18 protein-coding genes and 1 tRNA gene are annotated in these 17,307 nt (G+C 62.8%); 13 read left to right on the forward strand and 6 right to left on the reverse strand.

Annotation, left to right across the window (positions count from 1 at the left end):
* Window positions 1-245: 245 nt before the first annotated feature.
* Window positions 246-1,394 (reverse strand): trypsin-like peptidase domain-containing protein, encoded by a 1,149-nt coding sequence (locus ASD75_RS18110; protein WP_056060267.1) that lies wholly within the window; start codon window positions 1,392-1,394, stop codon window positions 246-248.
* Between the two features lie 140 nt (window positions 1,395-1,534).
* Here ASD75_RS18110 and ASD75_RS18115 point away from each other — a divergent pair, with 140 nt between their 5' ends.
* Together ASD75_RS18115 and pdxA are read left to right on the forward strand one after the other, a co-directional pair.
* Window positions 1,535-2,308, forward strand: coding sequence for a Nif3-like dinuclear metal center hexameric protein (locus tag ASD75_RS18115; RefSeq protein ID WP_056747264.1), 774 nt, complete (start codon window positions 1,535-1,537; stop codon window positions 2,306-2,308).
* 124 nt (window positions 2,309-2,432) lie between these two features.
* Window positions 2,433-3,461, forward strand: a complete 1,029-nt coding sequence (pdxA, locus tag ASD75_RS18120; RefSeq protein WP_056747265.1) for a 4-hydroxythreonine-4-phosphate dehydrogenase PdxA — start codon at window positions 2,433-2,435, stop codon at window positions 3,459-3,461.
* 184 nt (window positions 3,462-3,645) lie between these two features.
* On the opposite strand, the gene mscL is transcribed toward pdxA, so the two are convergent.
* Window positions 3,646-4,074: a large conductance mechanosensitive channel protein MscL gene (gene mscL / locus ASD75_RS18125; RefSeq protein ID WP_056747266.1), complete on the reverse strand. Its 429-nt coding sequence runs from the start codon at window positions 4,072-4,074 to the stop codon at window positions 3,646-3,648.
* Window positions 4,075-4,219: 145 nt separating this feature from the next.
* On the opposite strand from mscL, the gene petA reads away from it, so the two are divergent.
* The 6 genes from petA (at window position 4,220) to ASD75_RS18155 (ending at window position 8,455) form a co-directional block, all read left to right on the forward strand.
* Entirely contained in the window at window positions 4,220-4,819 is a 600-nt protein-coding gene (gene petA / locus ASD75_RS18130; RefSeq protein WP_056060279.1) for a ubiquinol-cytochrome c reductase iron-sulfur subunit, read from the forward strand.
* Between the two features lie 11 nt (window positions 4,820-4,830).
* Window positions 4,831-6,246, forward strand: a complete 1,416-nt coding sequence (locus ASD75_RS18135) for a cytochrome bc complex cytochrome b subunit (protein WP_056747267.1) — start codon at window positions 4,831-4,833, stop codon at window positions 6,244-6,246.
* Between the two features lie 17 nt (window positions 6,247-6,263).
* The gene (locus tag ASD75_RS18140) at window positions 6,264-7,025 is read left to right on the forward strand and encodes a cytochrome c1 (RefSeq protein WP_056060285.1); all 762 of its coding nucleotides are present in this window, start codon (window positions 6,264-6,266) and stop codon (window positions 7,023-7,025) included.
* 101 nt (window positions 7,026-7,126) lie between these two features.
* Window positions 7,127-7,738: a glutathione S-transferase N-terminal domain-containing protein gene (locus ASD75_RS18145; RefSeq protein ID WP_005794209.1), complete on the forward strand. Its 612-nt coding sequence runs from the start codon at window positions 7,127-7,129 to the stop codon at window positions 7,736-7,738.
* A gap of 52 nt (window positions 7,739-7,790) precedes the next feature.
* A complete protein-coding gene (locus ASD75_RS18150) occupies window positions 7,791-8,330 on the forward strand; it encodes a ClpXP protease specificity-enhancing factor (RefSeq protein ID WP_056747268.1) in 540 nt (179 codons plus the stop codon).
* Between the two features lie 49 nt (window positions 8,331-8,379).
* A tRNA-Thr gene (locus ASD75_RS18155) sits at window positions 8,380-8,455 on the forward strand.
* Window positions 8,456-8,498: 43 nt separating this feature from the next.
* Here the strand turns inward: ASD75_RS18155 and ASD75_RS18160 are convergent.
* Complete coding sequence (locus tag ASD75_RS18160; protein ID WP_056060290.1) at window positions 8,499-8,798, reverse strand: hypothetical protein; 300 nt, start codon at window positions 8,796-8,798, stop codon at window positions 8,499-8,501.
* 32 nt (window positions 8,799-8,830) lie between these two features.
* Here ASD75_RS18160 and ASD75_RS18165 point away from each other — a divergent pair, with 32 nt between their 5' ends.
* From ASD75_RS18165 to ASD75_RS18185, 5 genes are all read left to right on the forward strand, one after another.
* A complete protein-coding gene (locus ASD75_RS18165; RefSeq protein ID WP_056747704.1) occupies window positions 8,831-9,814 on the forward strand; it encodes a M23 family metallopeptidase in 984 nt (327 codons plus the stop codon).
* 137 nt (window positions 9,815-9,951) lie between these two features.
* Complete coding sequence (gene secA / locus ASD75_RS18170; protein WP_056747269.1) at window positions 9,952-12,708, forward strand: preprotein translocase subunit SecA; 2,757 nt, start codon at window positions 9,952-9,954, stop codon at window positions 12,706-12,708.
* 96 nt (window positions 12,709-12,804) lie between these two features.
* The gene (gene argJ / locus ASD75_RS18175; RefSeq protein WP_056747270.1) at window positions 12,805-14,034 is read left to right on the forward strand and encodes a bifunctional glutamate N-acetyltransferase/amino-acid acetyltransferase ArgJ; all 1,230 of its coding nucleotides are present in this window, start codon (window positions 12,805-12,807) and stop codon (window positions 14,032-14,034) included.
* 62 nt (window positions 14,035-14,096) lie between these two features.
* Window positions 14,097-14,969, forward strand: a complete 873-nt coding sequence (locus ASD75_RS18180; protein WP_056747271.1) for an ATP-binding protein — start codon at window positions 14,097-14,099, stop codon at window positions 14,967-14,969.
* A complete protein-coding gene (locus tag ASD75_RS18185; RefSeq protein ID WP_056747706.1) occupies window positions 14,959-15,417 on the forward strand; it encodes an NUDIX domain-containing protein in 459 nt (152 codons plus the stop codon). The genes ASD75_RS18180 and ASD75_RS18185 overlap by 11 nt, the downstream gene beginning before the upstream one ends.
* Window positions 15,418-15,534: 117 nt before the next feature.
* On the opposite strand, the gene ASD75_RS23485 is transcribed toward ASD75_RS18185, so the two are convergent.
* The 3 genes from ASD75_RS23485 to coaE all read right to left on the reverse strand — a co-directional run bounded on the left by ASD75_RS23485 (window position 15,535) and on the right by coaE (window position 17,304).
* Window positions 15,535-15,753: a DNA gyrase inhibitor YacG gene (locus ASD75_RS23485; RefSeq protein ID WP_082522383.1), complete on the reverse strand. Its 219-nt coding sequence runs from the start codon at window positions 15,751-15,753 to the stop codon at window positions 15,535-15,537.
* An 89-nt stretch (window positions 15,754-15,842) separates the two neighbouring features.
* On the reverse strand, window positions 15,843-16,598 hold the full coding sequence (zapD, locus tag ASD75_RS18195) for a cell division protein ZapD (protein ID WP_056060302.1): 756 nt from the start codon (window positions 16,596-16,598) through the stop codon (window positions 15,843-15,845).
* An 85-nt stretch (window positions 16,599-16,683) separates the two neighbouring features.
* Window positions 16,684-17,304 (reverse strand): dephospho-CoA kinase, encoded by a 621-nt coding sequence (gene coaE, locus ASD75_RS18200; RefSeq protein ID WP_056747273.1) that lies wholly within the window; start codon window positions 17,302-17,304, stop codon window positions 16,684-16,686.
* Window positions 17,305-17,307: the final 3 nt, after the last annotated feature.

The raw sequence follows: 17,307 nt of genomic DNA on the forward strand, positions 1-17,307 counted from the left end.
CTAGTGTGATATGCGCTGGCAGCTATGTTTTTTATAGTGCTGTGAGGACTGCAGCCTCTTCAGAGGAAGGGACACTCCTCACCCGCATCTGGACCCTTTCGGTTGGCCTGTTCTTCACCGCGGTTTGGCCCTGCCAGAGGGGCCCCAAAGCCGACGACCTTCGCCTGCTTCGCCCTCGATCGGCAATGGTGACGGCTTGTACCCGCCCGGCGATGACCGGGCAGGGCCGGGCTCGCTGAAGGGGCTCAGCGCCTCACATTGCGCTGTGGCCGGGGGCGAACGCCTGGGTTGATGCTCAGCTCCACGCGCTTATCGGCCCGTTGCACATCAAACGCCGCAGCCTGGCCCGGCTTGAGTGCCGCCACGGCGGTCAGCAGCTGCGACACATTGCCCACGCTCTTGCCGTCCACGCTCACGATCACATCTCCCGGGCGCATGCCAGCCTGGGCGGCGGGGCCGTCCTGCAGCACGCCGGTGATGATCACGCCCTCGGTGGCCTTTTTGACGCCAAAGGTTTCTGCCAGTTCGGGCGACAGCTCGTTGGGCTCCACGCCAATCCAGCCGCGCGTGACCTGGCCGTCCTTCACGATGCCATCGAGCACCATGCGGGCTGTGGACACCGGAATGGCAAACCCGATGCCCATGCTGCCGCCCGAGCGCGAGTAGATCGCGGTGTTGATGCCCATGAGGTTGCCGTTCACATCGACCAGCGCACCGCCCGAATTGCCGGGGTTGATGGCCGCGTCGGTCTGGATGAAGTTTTCAAACGTGTTGATGCCCAGCTGGCTGCGGCCCAGCGCGCTCACGATGCCGCTGGTCACGGTCTGCCCCACGCCGAAGGGGTTGCCGATGGCCAGTACCTGGTCGCCCACATCCAAGGCGTCGGAGTTGCCCAGCACGATGACGGGCAGCTTGTCCAGTTCGATCTTGAGGATGGCCAGGTCGGTGTCGGGGTCGGTGCCGATCACGCGCGCACGGGCGCGGCGGCTGTCGGTGAGGGTCACCTCGATCTCGTCAGCACCTTCCACCACATGGTTGTTGGTGAGGATGTAGCCCTCGGGGCTCACGATCACGCCGCTGCCCAGGCCGGCCTGCGCCTGGCTGCCTTGGTCACCAAAGAAAAACTGGAACCAGGGGTCGTTGCTGCGCGGGTGGCGCACTTCCTTGCTGGTGTTGATACTGACCACGGCCGGTGCCGCCTTGCGCGCCGCACCGCTGAAGCTGCCCGCCGCAGGCTGCGAGGGCGGCGTGGCAGGGGCCTCCAGCAGCGCAATACCCGCCCCGGAGCGCGTGGTGCCCCGGCCCAGCCAGTCGGGCTGGAGCGTGGCGACAACAAAGTAGGCCGCAACGAGGACCGTCACGGACTGGGAAAACAACAGCCAGAGTCGCTTCATGAAAGGTGCTTGCCGGTGGTAGTACAGGGTGTGGGCGATGGAGGTGGACGCTGCAGGTTCGCCGTGGCGGCCTGGGCGCTCCCTCTCACACGGGATTGTCTCCGAATGTGGGGGCGCGAACGGCGCGCCACAATAGCGGCATGAGCATTCACCGCAGTCAACTTTTGCAGGCGTTTGACAGCCTGCTGCAACCCGAGCGCTTCAAGGACTACGGCCCCAACGGCCTGCAGGTCGAGGGCAAGGCCGAGATCCGGCGAGTGGTCAGTGGCGTCACTGCCAGCCGTGCACTGATCGAAGCCGCCATTGCCGCGCAGGCCGATGCTATTTTTGTGCACCACGGCCTGTTCTGGCGCGGGCAGGACGGCCGTATCACGGGCTGGATGAAGCAGCGGCTGCAGCTGCTGCTGGCGCACGACATCAACCTGTTTGCGTACCACCTTCCTCTCGATGCCCATGCCGAACTGGGCAACAACGCACAGCTGGGCCGGGTGCTGGGTTTTGCCGCCGATGCGCGGTTTGGCGAGCAGGACCTGGGCTTTGCAGCGCCCGCGGCTTTCGATAATGTCCAGACTGTGGCGGACCATGTTGCCCAGGCGCTCGGCCGCACCGTGACCCTGGTGTCGCCAGGTGAGGTGGGCGGTGGTGCCGCTGCACGGCGCCCCGTGCGCCGCGTGGCGTGGTGCACGGGCGGCGCGCAGGGGTATTTCGAGTCGGCCATTGCCGCAGGGGCGGATGTTTTCATCACCGGCGAAATCTCCGAGCCCCAGGCGCACCTGGCGCGTGAGACGGGGGTGGGCTTTATTGCCGCCGGGCACCATGCCACGGAGCGCTATGGTGCCCCCGCCGTGGCGGCGCATGTGGCAGACCAGTGCGGGCTGAGCCACCAGTTCATCGAGATCGACAACCCCGCCTAGCCCATGGCAAGACACCGCACGGCAAGCAACCACATCGTGCGGATATCCGGTCCATTTTGCTCATTTATTCATAGCTGATAGCGCATGAACAACTTGCGCTACAAGCACTTTTGGCTCCAAACCCATGCAACCCATCGCCATCACCCAGGGAGATCCCGCCGGCATCGGCCCCGAGATCGTGGCCAAGGCCTTTCGCGATGCGCCCGATGCGCTGCGCCACTGCTTTGTTGTCGGTGACCTGGCCACTGTGCGACGCGCTGCGGACGCCATCACGCGCCCCGGTGTGCCCGGTGTGCCTGTCGCGCAGATCGGGTCACCGGGCGAAGCGGCGGACGCTCCGCCCCGCTGCATCCCCGTGCTCCAACTGCCCGGGATCCCGGGGCCCCAGCCTTGGGGCGAGATCAGCGCCGCCGCCGGCCGTGCCGCGGCGGACAGCGTGGTCTGGGCGGCGCGTGCCGCATTGCGTGGGGAGGTGGCAGCGCTGGTGACCGCCCCTTTGCACAAGGAGGCCTTGTCGGCTGCAGGGGTGGACTTCCCGGGGCATACGGAGCTCTTGCAGGCAGAGGCTGCTGCGCACCAGGGGGTGCCGCTGGCGCGGATGCCCGTGCGCATGATGCTGGCCAATGACGAGCTGCGCACCGTGCTCGTCAGCATCCATGTGTCGCTGCGCGACGCGATTGCGGCGGTGACGCACGACAACGTGATGCAGACGCTGCAAATCACCCACACCGCCTTGCAGCGCAGCCTGGGCCGTGTGCCCCGCATGGGTGTGGCAGGGTTGAATCCCCATGCGGGCGAGGGCGGATTGTTTGGCCGCGAGGAGCTGGAGGTGATCGCCCCGGCCATCGCGGCGGCGCGCGCGCAGGGGCTGGATGTGCACGGCCCGTTTGCGCCTGACACGGTGTTCATGCGCGCGCGCAGCACCCCGCAGCGCGCGGGCGAGTTCGATGTGGTCATCGCCATGTACCACGACCAGGGCCTGATCCCGGTGAAATACCTGGGGGTGGAAAAGGGCGTGAACGTGACGCTGGGCCTGCCCCTGGTGCGCACCAGCCCCGACCACGGGACGGCGTTTGATATTGCAGGGCAGGGCGTTGCAGATGCCTCCAGCCTGATCGGGGCGGTGCGCATGGCGCGGGCGCTGTGTGGATGACGTCAGCCGCTGAAGCCTTGGGGCCCAGCGCTGATCGAGATCAAACGAACCGCTGAAAAATTGCGCCAGCCTGGACGCGGGTGTGCGGGCGGCGCGACCATAAAAAGCCAACGCCACCGGTGGCTGGTGGAGGCAGCGCAGCGGTGGCGTTTTGTGCGGCCACTAAGGCCGCTGGCCCAATGGTTTACTTCTTCAGGCTGTCGCGAATTTCGCGCAGCAACACAATGTCTTCGGGAGGGGCTGCCGGCGCGGCGGGGGCGGCAGGGGCTTCGCGCTTGAGGCGGTTGATCTGCTTGATCATCATGAAGATGATGAACGCCAGGATCACAAAGTTGACCGCCACGGTCAGGAAGTTGCCATAGGCAAACACTGGCACACCGGCTTTTTTGAGCGCGTCGAGTGTGGTGCCCGTGCCCGGAGGCACGTTGCCCAGCACGATGAACAGGTTGGAGAAATCGAGCTTGCCGAAGATGAGTCCCACCACCGGCATGATCAGGTCCGCTACCACCGAATCCACGATCTTGCCAAAGGCGCCGCCAATGATGACGCCCACCGCGAGGTCAATCACATTGCCCTTGACCGCGAACTCCCTGAACTCTTGCATCATCCCCATGTTGTTGCTCCTTGTAAAACGGTGATGGGGGAGTATTGCCCGGTTCGCACCCCTGTCAAGCCAGCAAACCACTTGGAAATAACCATTTTCACTCCGCTACAATTCGCGGTTGACCCCAATCTAGCGATGTTCATCGAGGATCCCCATGAGTGACACTCCAATCGACTCCAGCAAGCGGACGTGGATCATCACGTCAGCATGTGCTGGTGCGGTGGGCGGCGTGGCAACCGCCGTTCCTTTCGTGAGTACTTTCCAGCCCTCAGAGCGTGCCAAAGCCGCTGGTGCTGCTGTCGAGGTGGATATCTCCGCCCTCAAACCTGGAGAAAAGGTCACTGTGGAGTGGCGCGGCAAGCCCGTCTGGATCATCAAGCGCACGCCGGAGCAACTGGCAGAGCTGCCCAAGCTCGACGGCCAGCTCGCCGATCCCAAGTCGGAGCGCAAGCCCTCTGAACTCACGCCTGAGTACGCCCGCAACGAGGCGCGCTCCATCAAGCCGGAAATTTTTGTGGGTGTGGGCATTTGCTCGCACTTGGGTTGCTCGCCGTCGGACAAGTTCCAGACCGGTGCACAACCTTCGCTGCCCGACGACTGGAAGGGCGGCTTCCTGTGCCCTTGCCACGGCTCCACGTTCGACATGGCGGGCCGCGTCTTCAAGAACAAGCCAGCACCCGACAACCTTGAGGTGCCTCCGCACATGTACCTGTCCGATACGCGCCTGCTGATCGGTGAAGACAAGAAGGCTTGACGGAGAACGACATGGCCCACGAATTCAAAGAAATCTCGCCGAACGCCTCTGCAGGCGCCAAGGTCACCAACTGGTTCGAGAACCGGTTCCCGACGGCCTTTGACGCCTACAAGGTGCACATGTCGGAGTACTACGCTCCGAAGAACTTCAACTTCTGGTACATCTTCGGCTCGCTGGCGCTGGTCGTGCTGGTGATCCAGATCGTGACCGGCATCTTCCTGGTCATGCACTACAAGCCGGACGCCAACCTGGCGTTTGCCTCGGTCGAGTACATCATGCGCGATGTACCCTGGGGCTGGCTGATCCGCTACATGCACTCCACGGGCGCTTCGGCGTTCTTTGTGGTGGTGTACCTGCACATGTTCCGTGGCCTCATCTACGGCAGCTACCGCAAGCCGCGCGAGCTGGTCTGGATCTTCGGTTGCGCGATCTTTCTGTGCCTCATGGCCGAAGCCTTCATGGGTTACCTGCTGCCCTGGGGACAGATGTCCTACTGGGGCGCCCAGGTGATCGTGAACCTGTTCGCTGCCATCCCCTTCATTGGTCCTGATCTGGCCCTGCTGATCCGTGGCGACTATGTGGTTGGCGATGCGACGCTGAATCGCTTCTTCAGCTTCCACGTGATTGCCGTGCCTCTGGTGCTGCTGGGCCTTGTGGTGGCGCACTTGCTGGCGCTGCACGACGTGGGCTCCAACAACCCCGATGGTGTGGAAATCAAGGGCCCCAAGGCTCCCAAGGACGCCAATGGCAAGCCGCTCGATGGCGTGCCCTTCCACCCCTACTACACGGTGCATGACATCTTCGCGCTGAGCATGTTCCTGATGGCATTCACGGCCGTGGTGTTCTTTGCTCCTGAGTTCGGTGGTTACTTCCTCGAATACAACAACTTCATCCCTGCCGATCCGCTCAAGACCCCGGCCCACATTGCCCCGGTCTGGTACTTCACGCCGTTCTATTCGATGCTGCGTGCCATCACCACCGAGATGATGTACGTGCTCGTGCTGTGCGTGGTCGCTGGCGCCGGTTTTGGCGTGCTCAAGGCCAAGCTGCCCAGCTTCGTGAAGGCGGGTATCGCCGGTGCGGCCGTGGTGGTCATCGCCATGATGCTGTCCATCGATGCCAAGTTTTGGGGTGTGGTGGTCATGGGTGGTGCTGTGATCATCCTGTTCTTCCTGCCCTGGCTGGATCACAGCCCTGTCAAGTCGATCCGCTACCGTCCCGACTGGCACAAGTATTTGTACGGCGTGTTTGTGATCATCTTCCTGATCTTGGGCTACCTGGGTGTGCAGCCACCATCGCCGATCGGCGAGCGGGTGTCGCAAGTCGGAACGCTGTTCTACTTCGGCTTCTTCCTGCTGATGCCCTGGTGGAGCCGCATTGGCGAAGCCAAGCCCGTGCCCGACCGCGTGACCTTTGTGGCGCACTGAGCCTGGAGATAACAACAATGAAGAAAATCATCCTCACGTTGATCGCCGCTGTGGGTCTGGTCGCCGGTGCTGCCCATGCGGCGGGTGGCGACACCATTGCCTGGGACAAGGCGCCCAACAAGACCAACGACCTGGCCTCGCTGCAAAACGGTGCCAAGGTGTTCGTGAACTACTGCCTGAGCTGCCACTCGGCGGCCTACATGCGGTTCAATCGCCTGCGCGACATCGGCCTGACCGAGCAGCAGATCAAGGACAACCTGCTGTTCACCACCGACAAGGTGGGTGAAACCATGAAGGCGTCGATCGATCCCAAGCAGGCTAAGGAGTGGTTTGGTGCCAATCCGCCCGACCTCACCGTGATCGCACGTTCGCGTGCAGGCCACGGCGGCACGGGGGCTGACTATCTGTACACCTTCCTGCGCACTTTCTATCGCGACGACACCAAGGCCACTGGCTGGAACAACCTGGCTTTCCCCAGCGTCGGTATGCCCCATGTTCTGTGGCAGTTGCAGGGCGAACGTCGTCCCGTGTTTGAAGAACACGAGAGCCACGGCCACAAGACCCATGTGTTCAAGGGCTGGGAGCAGATCACACCAGGCACGATGACGCCTTTGCAATTCGATCAAAATATTGGCGATCTGGTGAACTATCTGCAGTGGATGGGCGAGCCCGCGCAGAACATCCGTTGGCGCGTGGGCGTCTGGGTGCTGATGTTCCTGGGCGTGTTCACGATCATTGCCTGGCGCTTGAACGCTGCGTTCTGGAAGGACGTCAAGTAAACGCCAGATCCATCGCTTGCACCCTGCGGGGTGCCGTCGGATTTATTACAGAGTGGGCGCTTTTGGCGTCCCACTCTTTTGATTTTTAGGAGCCTCCCACCATGATGGTGCTTTACTCGGGTACGACCTGTCCCTTCTCCCACCGCTGCCGTTTTGTCCTGTTTGAAAAAGGCATGGACTTTGAAATCCGCGATGTGGACCTGTACAACAAGCCCGAAGACATCAGCGTGATGAATCCGTACGGCCAGGTGCCGATCCTGGTCGAGCGCGACCTGATCCTGTACGAGTCGAACATCATCAATGAGTACATCGATGAGCGTTTTCCTCACCCGCAACTGATGCCTGGTGACCCGGTGGACCGCGCCCGCGTGCGCCTGTTCCTGCTCAACTTCGAGAAGGAATTGTTCGTGCATGTGAACACGCTCGAATCGCGTGCGACCAAGGGCAATGAGAAAGCGTTGGAAAAGGCGCGCGCCCACATCCGAGACCGCCTGACGCAGCTGGCCCCGGTGTTCCTCAAGAATAAGTACATGCTGGGCGACAACTTCTCGATGCTGGACGTGGCCATCGCGCCGCTGCTGTGGCGCCTCGACTACTACGGCATTGATCTGTCCAAGAATGCGGCCCCGCTGCTCAAGTACGCTGAGCGCATCTTCTCGCGCCCGGCTTACATTGAAGCGCTGACGCCGTCCGAAAAGGTCATGCGCAAGTAAGCAGCGGCCTGCAGACTTCCCTCATTCCATAGCAGCTGTAGTACCGCCATCCATGACCGCACAGGAATCGACCTCCACGCGCCCCTATCTCATTCGCGCCCTGTACGAATGGTGTACCGACAACGGGCTCACGCCTTACGTGGCGGTGCGTGTGGACGACTCCGTGCAGGTGCCGCGCGAGTATGTGAAGGATGGCGAGATCGTTCTGAACATCAGTTTTGATGCGACCAGCGCGCTGCAACTGGGCAATGAATTCATTGAATTCAAGGCGCGTTTTGGTGGCAAGCCTCGCGAAATCCTGGTGCCAGTCGGCCGTGTGATCGCCATCTATGCCCGTGAGAACGGTCAAGGTATGGCGTTCCCGCCACCGGTGGATCTGCTGACTTCTGCGGAGGGGGCTCCCTCTGCACTGTCTGCTGCTGCGTCCCCCGCGCCGGCGCAAACGGAAGAGGCGACGGCTGCCGTGCCTGCCGAAGACCGTGTCGTGCAGCTGGTGGGTGTGGAAGATGGCCACAAGGATGATGGGGGCGACGCTCCTCGGCCGCCGCCTGCTCAAGGTGGAGCACGCCCCTCGCTGAAGCGCATCAAATAGCTGCTGTTTCAAATTTCGGGCGGTTTTTACAGGATAAAATACTGCCTTCGCCGGTTTAGCTCAGTTGGTAGAGCACCCGCCTTGTAAGCGGTAGGTCGTCAGTTCGATTCCGACAACCGGCACCATTTCTCTTGCTTTTTGCATTCCCTGGCACTGACGCCCTGGTCGTCAGGTTTGAACTTTCAGGCGAATCGCGTTAACCTCCCACCCCCGACTGCGCAGATGCGCCTGCAAAGCAGGCAGCAGTTGGCGTATTTTTGCCGCCGCAGCGTTGCTCTTGACCAGCAGGCACCAGCTGTCCCCGTCAATGGGGCCTGCCTGCACCGCTGGGCGCAACGCGGCGGGAATCAGCAATTCAATGGCCTTGAGCCGATCACTGGAGTCGCGTGTCAGCGCTGTAAGCTTTGCCAGCGTGGGGGATTCCTCGCTGGCTTGCTGCAGGGTGACGGCGTAGTGGCGGCGATTCATGGTGTGGCGTCTTCGGGCGTGGAGTATTGGCAGTGCATTTGATTATCACGGACGCCAGACTGGCGCGCAGCCGGGCCATTCATTTGTCTGGCACGCGCTTGGTCCTGGCGGGGCTTGCTGTGTCGCTGTGCCTGATGGTGGTGGCTGCAGGGCTCTACCACTGGGTTTTTCTGAAGGGGGCGCGTGAAGGGTGGCCCATCGTGGGCTCGCTGGTGCGCCTTGTGGTCAAGGATGAGTTTGCCGAGCGTGACCGATTCATGCGCGCCAATCTCGATGCCATGGCCCGGCGTGTGGGTGAAATGCAAGCGCGCATGGTGCAGCTGGAGTCCCTCGGAGACCGTGTGCTGGGCCTTGCGGGCATGGCACCTGCTGACATTCAGAAAGCGGATGCCCGCGGCGGCGCCCTCGTGAGCGCGCGCAACCTGTCCATGGAAGAGCTGCAAACCACCCTGGATGATCTGGAGCGCCTGACCAACCAGCGTGTGGACCTGATGACGGTGCTGGAGTCCCGTCTGTTTGACCAGCACATCCGCAAGAAGATGATTCCGACCCATGCGCCCGTCACGGGGCGTGTTGCAGGGTCGGGTTTTGGCTGGCGGGTCGATCCGATCACGGGGCAGTCGGCCTTGCACACCGGGCTGGATTTCCAGGCCGACACCGGCACACCCATCCTGGCGGCCGCTGGAGGCGTGGTTGTTACCCAGGAGTACCACCCCGCCTACGGCAACATGATCGAAGTAGACCATGGCAACCAGCTGGTGACGCGCTATGCCCATGCCTCGCGCGTCTTGATCAAGCAGGGCGACATCGTGCGCCGCGGGCAAAAGATTGCGGAGATCGGTACCACCGGCCGCTCGACGGGGCCGCATCTGCACTTTGAGGTGCTGGTGCAGGGGGTTTTCCAGGACCCACAGAAGTTCCTGAATGCGGGCGGTACGGCCACTGGCGCACAGGTAGCCGCCATTCAGCCCTCCACGTTGGCAGGACAGGCGGCCGCGCTGGCACCGGGCAGGTAAAATCGCGGGTCCGGCGTTCTCTGCCCGCAGTTGCAATGCTTGCAATATCGGTCGCAGGACCCATCTGAACTCAATTCATCTTAGGGATTTCGGTCGCTTGGCGCGCTGATTGCAGCGGGGCAGGCGGTCCTGTTCGCATGGCCACCAACTTCCTCACCAAAATATTCGGCAGCCGCAATGACCGGCTCCTCAAGCAGTACCGCAAGACGGTGACCCGCATCAATGCGATGGAGCCCGATTACGAGAAGCTGTCGGACGAGCAGCTCCGGGCCAAGACGCAGGAGTTCAAGGACCGCGTGGCCAAGGGCGAGTCGCTGGACAGCATCCTCCCCGAAGCCTTTGCCGTGGTGCGCGAGGGCTCCAAGCGCATCATGAAGATGCGGCACTTTGATGTGCAGCTGCTCGGTGGCATGGCGCTGCATTTCGGCAAGATCGCCGAAATGCGCACTGGCGAGGGCAAGACCCTGACGGCCACGCTGCCGGTGTACCTCAATGCCCTCTCGGGCAAGGGCGTGCACGTAGTGACGGTGAATGACTACCTCGCCAACCGCGATGCGCAGTGGATGGGGCGCCTGTACAACTTCCTGGGCCTCACGGTGGGTATCAACCTGCCCAACATGCCCCGTGAAGAAAAGCAGGCCGCGTACCGTGCCGACATCACCTACGGCACCAACAACGAATACGGCTTTGACTACCTGCGCGACAACATGGTCTATGAAGCGCAGGACCGCGTGCAGCAGGGCCTGAACTTTGCCATCGTGGACGAGGTGGACTCGATCCTGATCGACGAAGCCCGCACGCCGCTCATCATCAGCGGTCAGGCCGAAGACCACACGGCGATGTACATCGCCATGAACAAGGTGGTGCCCTTGCTGGTGCGTCAGGAAGGCGAGGCGGACCCCCGCACAGGCGAGGGTGTGACCAAGCCCGGCGACTTCACGCTGGACGAAAAAACCCACCAGGTGTTTCTGACCGAGCAAGGCCACGAAACTGCCGAACGCATTCTGGCGTCCCACGGCCTGATCGCCGAAGGCGCCTCGGTGTACGACCCGGCCAACATCACGCTGATGCACCACCTGTACGCAGCGCTGCGGGCCAATCACTTGTACCACCGCGATCAGCACTACGTGGTGCAAAACGGTGAGATCGTGATCGTGGACGAGTTCACCGGCCGCCTGATGTCGGGCCGCCGCTGGAGTGAAGGTCTGCACCAGGCCGTGGAAGCCAAGGAAGGCGTGAACATCCAGGCCGAGAACCAGACACTGGCCTCCATCACGTTCCAGAACTATTTCCGCCTGTACAACAAGCTCGCCGGCATGACGGGTACAGCCGATACCGAAGCCTACGAGTTCCAGGAAATCTATGGCCTGGAAACTACGGTCATCCCACCCAACCGGCCCAGCAAGCGCGACGACCAGCTGGACCGCGTCTACAAGACCACGCGCGAGAAGTACGAAGCCGCCATCAAGGACATTCGCGAATGCCATGAGCGCGGCCAGCCCGTGCTGGTGGGCACGACGTCGATCGAGAACTCCGAAATCATCGACCAGCTGCTGAACAAGGAAGGCCTGCCCCACCAGGTGCTCAATGCCAAGCAGCACGCCCGTGAGGCCGACATCGTGGCCCAGGCCGGTCGCGAGGGCATGATCACCATCGCCACCAACATGGCCGGTCGTGGTACCGACATCGTGCTGGGCGGCAATATAGAGAAGGATGTGGCGGCCATCGAAGCCGACGAATCCCTGTCCGAGTCCGACCGTGCCGCCAAGGTGGCCGCGCTGCGTGAGCAGTGGAAGGTGGACCACGAGAAGGTCAAGGCGCTGGGCGGCCTGCGCATCATCGCCACCGAGCGCCATGAGTCGCGCCGCATCGACAACCAGCTGCGTGGCCGTTCGGGCCGCCAGGGCGACCCAGGTTCGTCGCGTTTCTATCTGAGCCTGGACGATTCGCTCATGCGCATCTTCGCGGGCGACCGCGTGAAGGCGATCATGGACCGCCTGAAGATGCCCGATGGCGAAGCCATTGAAGCGGGCATCGTGACGCGCAGCATCGAATCGGCCCAGCGCAAGGTGGAGGCCCGCAACTTCGACATCCGCAAGCAGTTGCTGGAGTACGACGACGTGGCCAACGATCAGCGCAAGGTGATCTACCAGCAGCGCAACGACATCCTGGACGCGTCTGACCTGTCGGATGTGATTGCGGCCATGCGCGAAGACTGCATGACCGATCTGGTGCGCCAGTACGTGCCTGCCGAATCGGTGGAAGAGCAGTGGGATCTGGCCGCGCTGGAAAAGGCGCTCGCAGAAGAATGGCAGGTGCCAATCGCGCTGCAGCAGGAAGTGCAGGGCGCCAATGCGATCACCGACGACGAGATCCTGGACAAGGTCTTGCAGGCCGCGCACGCTGCCTTCAATGCCAAGGTCGAGCAGGTGGGCCGCGAGAACTTCACGCAGTTTGAGCGTGTGGTGCTGCTGCAGAACTTTGACTCCAACTGGCGCGATCACCTGAGCGCACTCGACTATCTGCGCCAGGGCATTCACCTGCGCGGCTATGCACAAAAGCAACCCAAGCAGGAGTACAAGCGCGAGGCCTTCGAGCTGTTCCGCCAGCTCATCGACCAGGTCAAGAACGAGGTCACCAAGATCCTCATGACCGTGCAGGTGCAGTCGCAGGCGCAGCTCGACCAGGCTGCGCAGGACATGGAGCAGCGCGCCGAGAGCATTGCCAACGTGACCTACACCGCCCCCACCGAAACCGGTGAGGTGGAAACCACGGTGGATGCACAGACCGTGGCCCAGCAAGCGCTGCCCGAAGGTATGCGTGTGGGCCGTAACGACCCCTGTCCCTGTGGCAGCGGCAAGAAATACAAGCAGTGCCACGGCAAGCTGGCTTGATTTCCTGATCCAGACAACACGGGCTTCGGCCCGTGTTTTCATTGGTGCGCCACGGTTTTCCGGATAATCGGCCGCAGTTTTTTGAGAAAGACCCCCATGCCCGTCAATCTAGTCGCCCCCGTTGCTGCCGATCTGCACCCCATCGCCGGTGTGCGCATCGGTGTTGCCGAAGCAGGTGTCCGCAAGGCCCACCGTAAGGACCTCACCGTGTTCCTGCTCGACGAGGGCGCCAGCGTGGCTGGCGTGTTCACGCAGAACCGCTTTTGCGCAGCGCCGGTGCAGATCAGCCGCGAGCATTTGAGCAGCGGCCAGTCCATTCGCGCCATGGTCATCAACACGGGCAACGCCAATGCGGGTACGGGGGCTGACGGCCTGGCGCGTGCGCGCGCCACCTGCATTGCGCTCGCTCGTCAGCTGAGCGTGGCGCCCGAGCAGATCCTGCCGTTCTCGACCGGCGTGATCATGGAGCCGCTGCCCAACGACCGCATCGAAGCGGGACTGCCCGCCGCCATCGCCGATGCGCAGCCCGGCCACTGGGCCCGTGCCGCCGAGGGCATCATGACCACCGACACACTGCCCAAGGCGTTCTCTGCGCAGGTGCAGATCGGTGGCGCCACGGTGTCCATCACGGGCATCAGCAAGGGTGCGGGCATGATCCGCCCCAACATGGCCACCATGCTGGGCTTCCTGGCCACGGACGCCTGCGTGGCGCCCGCCGTCATGCAGCAACTGGCGCGTGATCTGGCTGACGGCTCTTTCAATCGCGTCACCATTGACGGTGACACATCGACCAACGATTCCTTCGTGGTCGTTGCCACCAACAAGGCAGCGCATGCGCCCGTGACCTCGCTCGACAGCGCGGACGGCCAGGCCCTCAAGACTGCGATGCTCTCGGTGTCACAAAAGCTGGCGCAGGCGATCGTGCGGGACGGCGAGGGTGCGACCAAGTTCATCACAGTGCGGGTCGAAGGCGGCAAGACTGGCGACGAGTGCCGCAAGGTGGCCTACGCCATTGCCCATTCGCCGTTGGTCAAGACGGCCTTTTTTGCCAGCGACCCCAACCTGGGCCGCATCCTGGCCGCCGTGGGCTACGCCGGCATTGACGACCTGGACCAGACCGGCATCGACCTGTACCTGGACGATGTGCATGTGGCGCTGCAAGGGGGGCGCAATCCTGCCTATCGCGAAGAAGACGGCCAGCGGGTGATGAAGCAGAGCGAGATCACCGTGAGGGTGCTACTGGGGCGCGGTACCGCAGCGGACACGGTGTGGACCTGCGACTTCAGCCATGAGTACGTGACCATCAACGCCGACTACCGCTCGTGAGTTGGGTTTTGCTATCTTTGTGATAGCTGTCAAGGCATATTCCACTAGCGCATGTCGCCACAATGAACGAAAAATTTGAACGCTTGGTCGAACGTGCCGAGCAGCTCATGGCCCGCATCGAGTCGGTGCTGCCCCAGCCGCTGGGAGCGCCTGACTGGTCCGCATCCATTGCCTGGCGCTACCGCAAGCGCAGCAGTGGGCATGGCACGCTGGAACCCGTGCGCCACGTGGGGGCGATGCGGCTGGCAGACCTCAAGGAAATCGATCCGCAAAAAGAAAAGATCGAGCGCAATACGCAGCAGTTTGTGCAGGGCAAGCCCGCCAACAACGTGCTGCTGACGGGTGCGCGCGGTACTGGCAAGTCGTCGCTGATCAAGGCCTGCTTGAACGCTTACGCAGCCGAAGGCCTGCGCCTGATTGAAGTGGACAAGGCCGACCTGACCGACCTGCCGGACATCGTGGACGTGGTGTCTGACCGGCCCGAGAAATTCATCGTCTTCTGCGACGACCTGAGTTTTGAGGACGGCGAGCCAGGCTACAAGGCGCTCAAGTCGATCCTGGACGGCTCGGTGGCGGCCGCCACGCCTAACGTGCTGATCTACGCCACCAGCAACCGGCGCCACCTGCTGCCGGAGTACATGGCCGACAACCTCACGTACACCCACACCGATGACGGAGAGGTGCACCCGGGCGAGGTGGTGGAGGAGAAGATTTCGCTGTCGGAGCGTTTTGGCCTGTGGGTCAGCTTCTACCCGTTCAGCCAGCAGGAGTATCTGACCATCGTGGCGCAGTGGTTGTCATCGTTCGGTGTGCCCGCACAGGCCATTGAGGCGGCGCGGCCTGAGGCCCTGGTCTGGGCGCTGGAGCGTGGCTCGCGCAGCGGCCGTGTGGCGTACCAGTTTGCGCGCGACTATGCGGGGCGACATGGCGGCTGAACATCTCGCTCCAGACAGCGTCCCGGCCACTGCCGAACGCAAACACACCGAAGTGGCCGTGGGCATCCTGCTGCGCGCAGACGGCGCGATGCTGCTGTCCACCCGCCCGCCGGGCAAGCCCTATGCGGGGTACTGGGAGTTTCCGGGGGGCAAGCTGGAGGGGGGCGAGACCGTGGAGCAGGCACTGCGCCGCGAACTGATCGAGGAGCTGGGAGTGACCATCGGCCCGGCCAGCGTCTGGAAAGTGACCGAACACGATTACCCCCACGCACTGGTGCGGCTGCACTGGTGCAAGGTCTGGGAGTGGACTGGCGAATTCGAGATGCGTGAAGGCCAGGCCATGGCCTGGCAGCAAATGCCGATCACGGTGTCCCCGGTGCTGCCCGGTGCCTATCCGGTGTTGCAATGGCTGGCTGAGGAGCGGGGTCTGCAGTCCGCGGTGGAGTGAGACTCCCGCCTGTGTGGGACTGATTTGCTATTGAATTAGTAGCTCTTCAGGCATGCAGCACTGGCGCTACCGCTGGTTTTTGGCGAAATCGCTCTTGAATGGCGCCTATGACCTTGGTCAATGCTGCTGGCGCGGGTCGCCATGGGGGGCGTCGTCTGGCGGCGCTTCGGTGGGCATGCGAAAGCTTTCGCTGGCCCACGCGCCAAGGTCTATCTGCTTGCAACGCTCGCTGCAAAACGGACGGTACACATTCGCGGCGCTGTACACGCTATCTCCGCCGCAGCTGGGGCAGGTGACGATGCGCGCCTGCGAGGAAGGGGCTGGTGAGTGGGGCATCCTGGGGTGATCCTCTTGCTCAAGTCGGCCCGCCCGATCTTTAGCGGGCTTTGGCGCGATTCAGTCTCTGGGCTAGGGCTGGCTAAGGCCTACGCGCACAGGGTCAGTTCAAACGCCGCATCTTCGTTGCAGGCGTGCAGGCGTCCATCGCCTTCCAGCCGCATGAGCCGCACCGAGACAATCAGACGGTTGCCACTGATTTCCGGGATCAGGTTCAGCGCTGGGTCGATGCGAAGCCGCAGCAGCTGGAAGGTGCGGCCCTGGGGCAGGTTCTGCTGAAACTGTCCGCGTTCTGCAGCGACCTTTTGGGGCACGCCTGAATCGCGCAGCAGCTTGAGCAGCACATAGATCGACTCGGCGAGGGGCGCCAGCGTGGAGGCCCATTCCTCCAGGGCCTGCTGACGCACCGCCGGGGGGTGGTGTTGCCACGCGTAATAGGCTGGCAGGTCAAAGCCGCAGGTTCCGCCCGGAATGCCGATGCGGCTACGAATGCTCATCAGCCAGTCGTTTTCCGTCAGTGCATGGCCCGACTTGCCGCTTTGGGTGTTGAGTGCCACGAAGCACCGGTCCAACTGGCTGATCACCGCGTCCAGTGCGGCTTCAGAAATGGAGGGGTTGCCTCGGTACGTGTCGAGCTGGTGCTTGTGCTTTTCGATGTCCTTGAGCACATCCGACTTCAGATCGGCCCGGGCGGCCACATCCATGATCTCGAAAATCGTGACCAGGGCGAAGTGGTGATCCAGCGCGTGGGGCCGGGGGATCAATTCCCCCAAGCGGCGGAACAGCTGCTCCAGCCGCAGGTAGGTTCTGAGACGCTCGTTAAAGGGGTATTCGTAAAGGATCACGCTGGCGGGTTCCTGGAGGCTCAGGGAGTATTCTGACGCCGGTGGCGCACGGCATGGGGTGAAAGCACAAACGGTTTCGTACGCATCATAGCCCGAACAGTGTGGCCACTTGCCCCACCTCAGCCTGTAACTGCTCCAGTGAGCAATGTGCTTCGTTGGCAATCACCACATCGGCCACCGCCCTGCGCGCTGGGCGCGTAGCTTGTGAGGCGATGATGCCTTGCACGGCTTCGGCAGACAGACCGCTGCGCTGCATGACTCGCGCGATCTGGGTCTGCTCTGTGCAGTCCACCACGACCACGGCGTCGAGTTGGCGAGCCCACCGCCCGGACTCCGTCAGCAGCGGGATGTCGTGCACGATCCATCGGCAGCCAGACTGTAGAGCCTGTTGAATCCGTTGCTGGCTTTGCAAGGCCACCAAGGGGTGCACGATGGCCTCCAGCTGGCTGCGCGCCTGCGGTTGGCTGAAGGCCAGTTGCCTCATGCGCGCACGATCCAGCGCACCCGATGCATCAACATATGCTTCACCAAAGGTAGTTCGAATGGCAGGCATGGCCGCACCGCCCGGCCCAGTCACCTCCCTGGAGATCTGGTCGGCGTCGATGAGGCTTGCTCCCAAGGATGCCATCATCTGGCCTACGGTGCTCTTGCCGCTACCGATGCCGCCGGTCAGACCCAGGCGCAAGGGCTGTCGGTGGGTTGCCATGAG

Origin of the sequence: Acidovorax sp. Root568 (assembly GCF_001427445.1) — a bacterium.
Taxonomy (GTDB): Bacteria; Pseudomonadota; Gammaproteobacteria; order Burkholderiales; family Burkholderiaceae_C; genus Acidovorax; species Acidovorax delafieldii.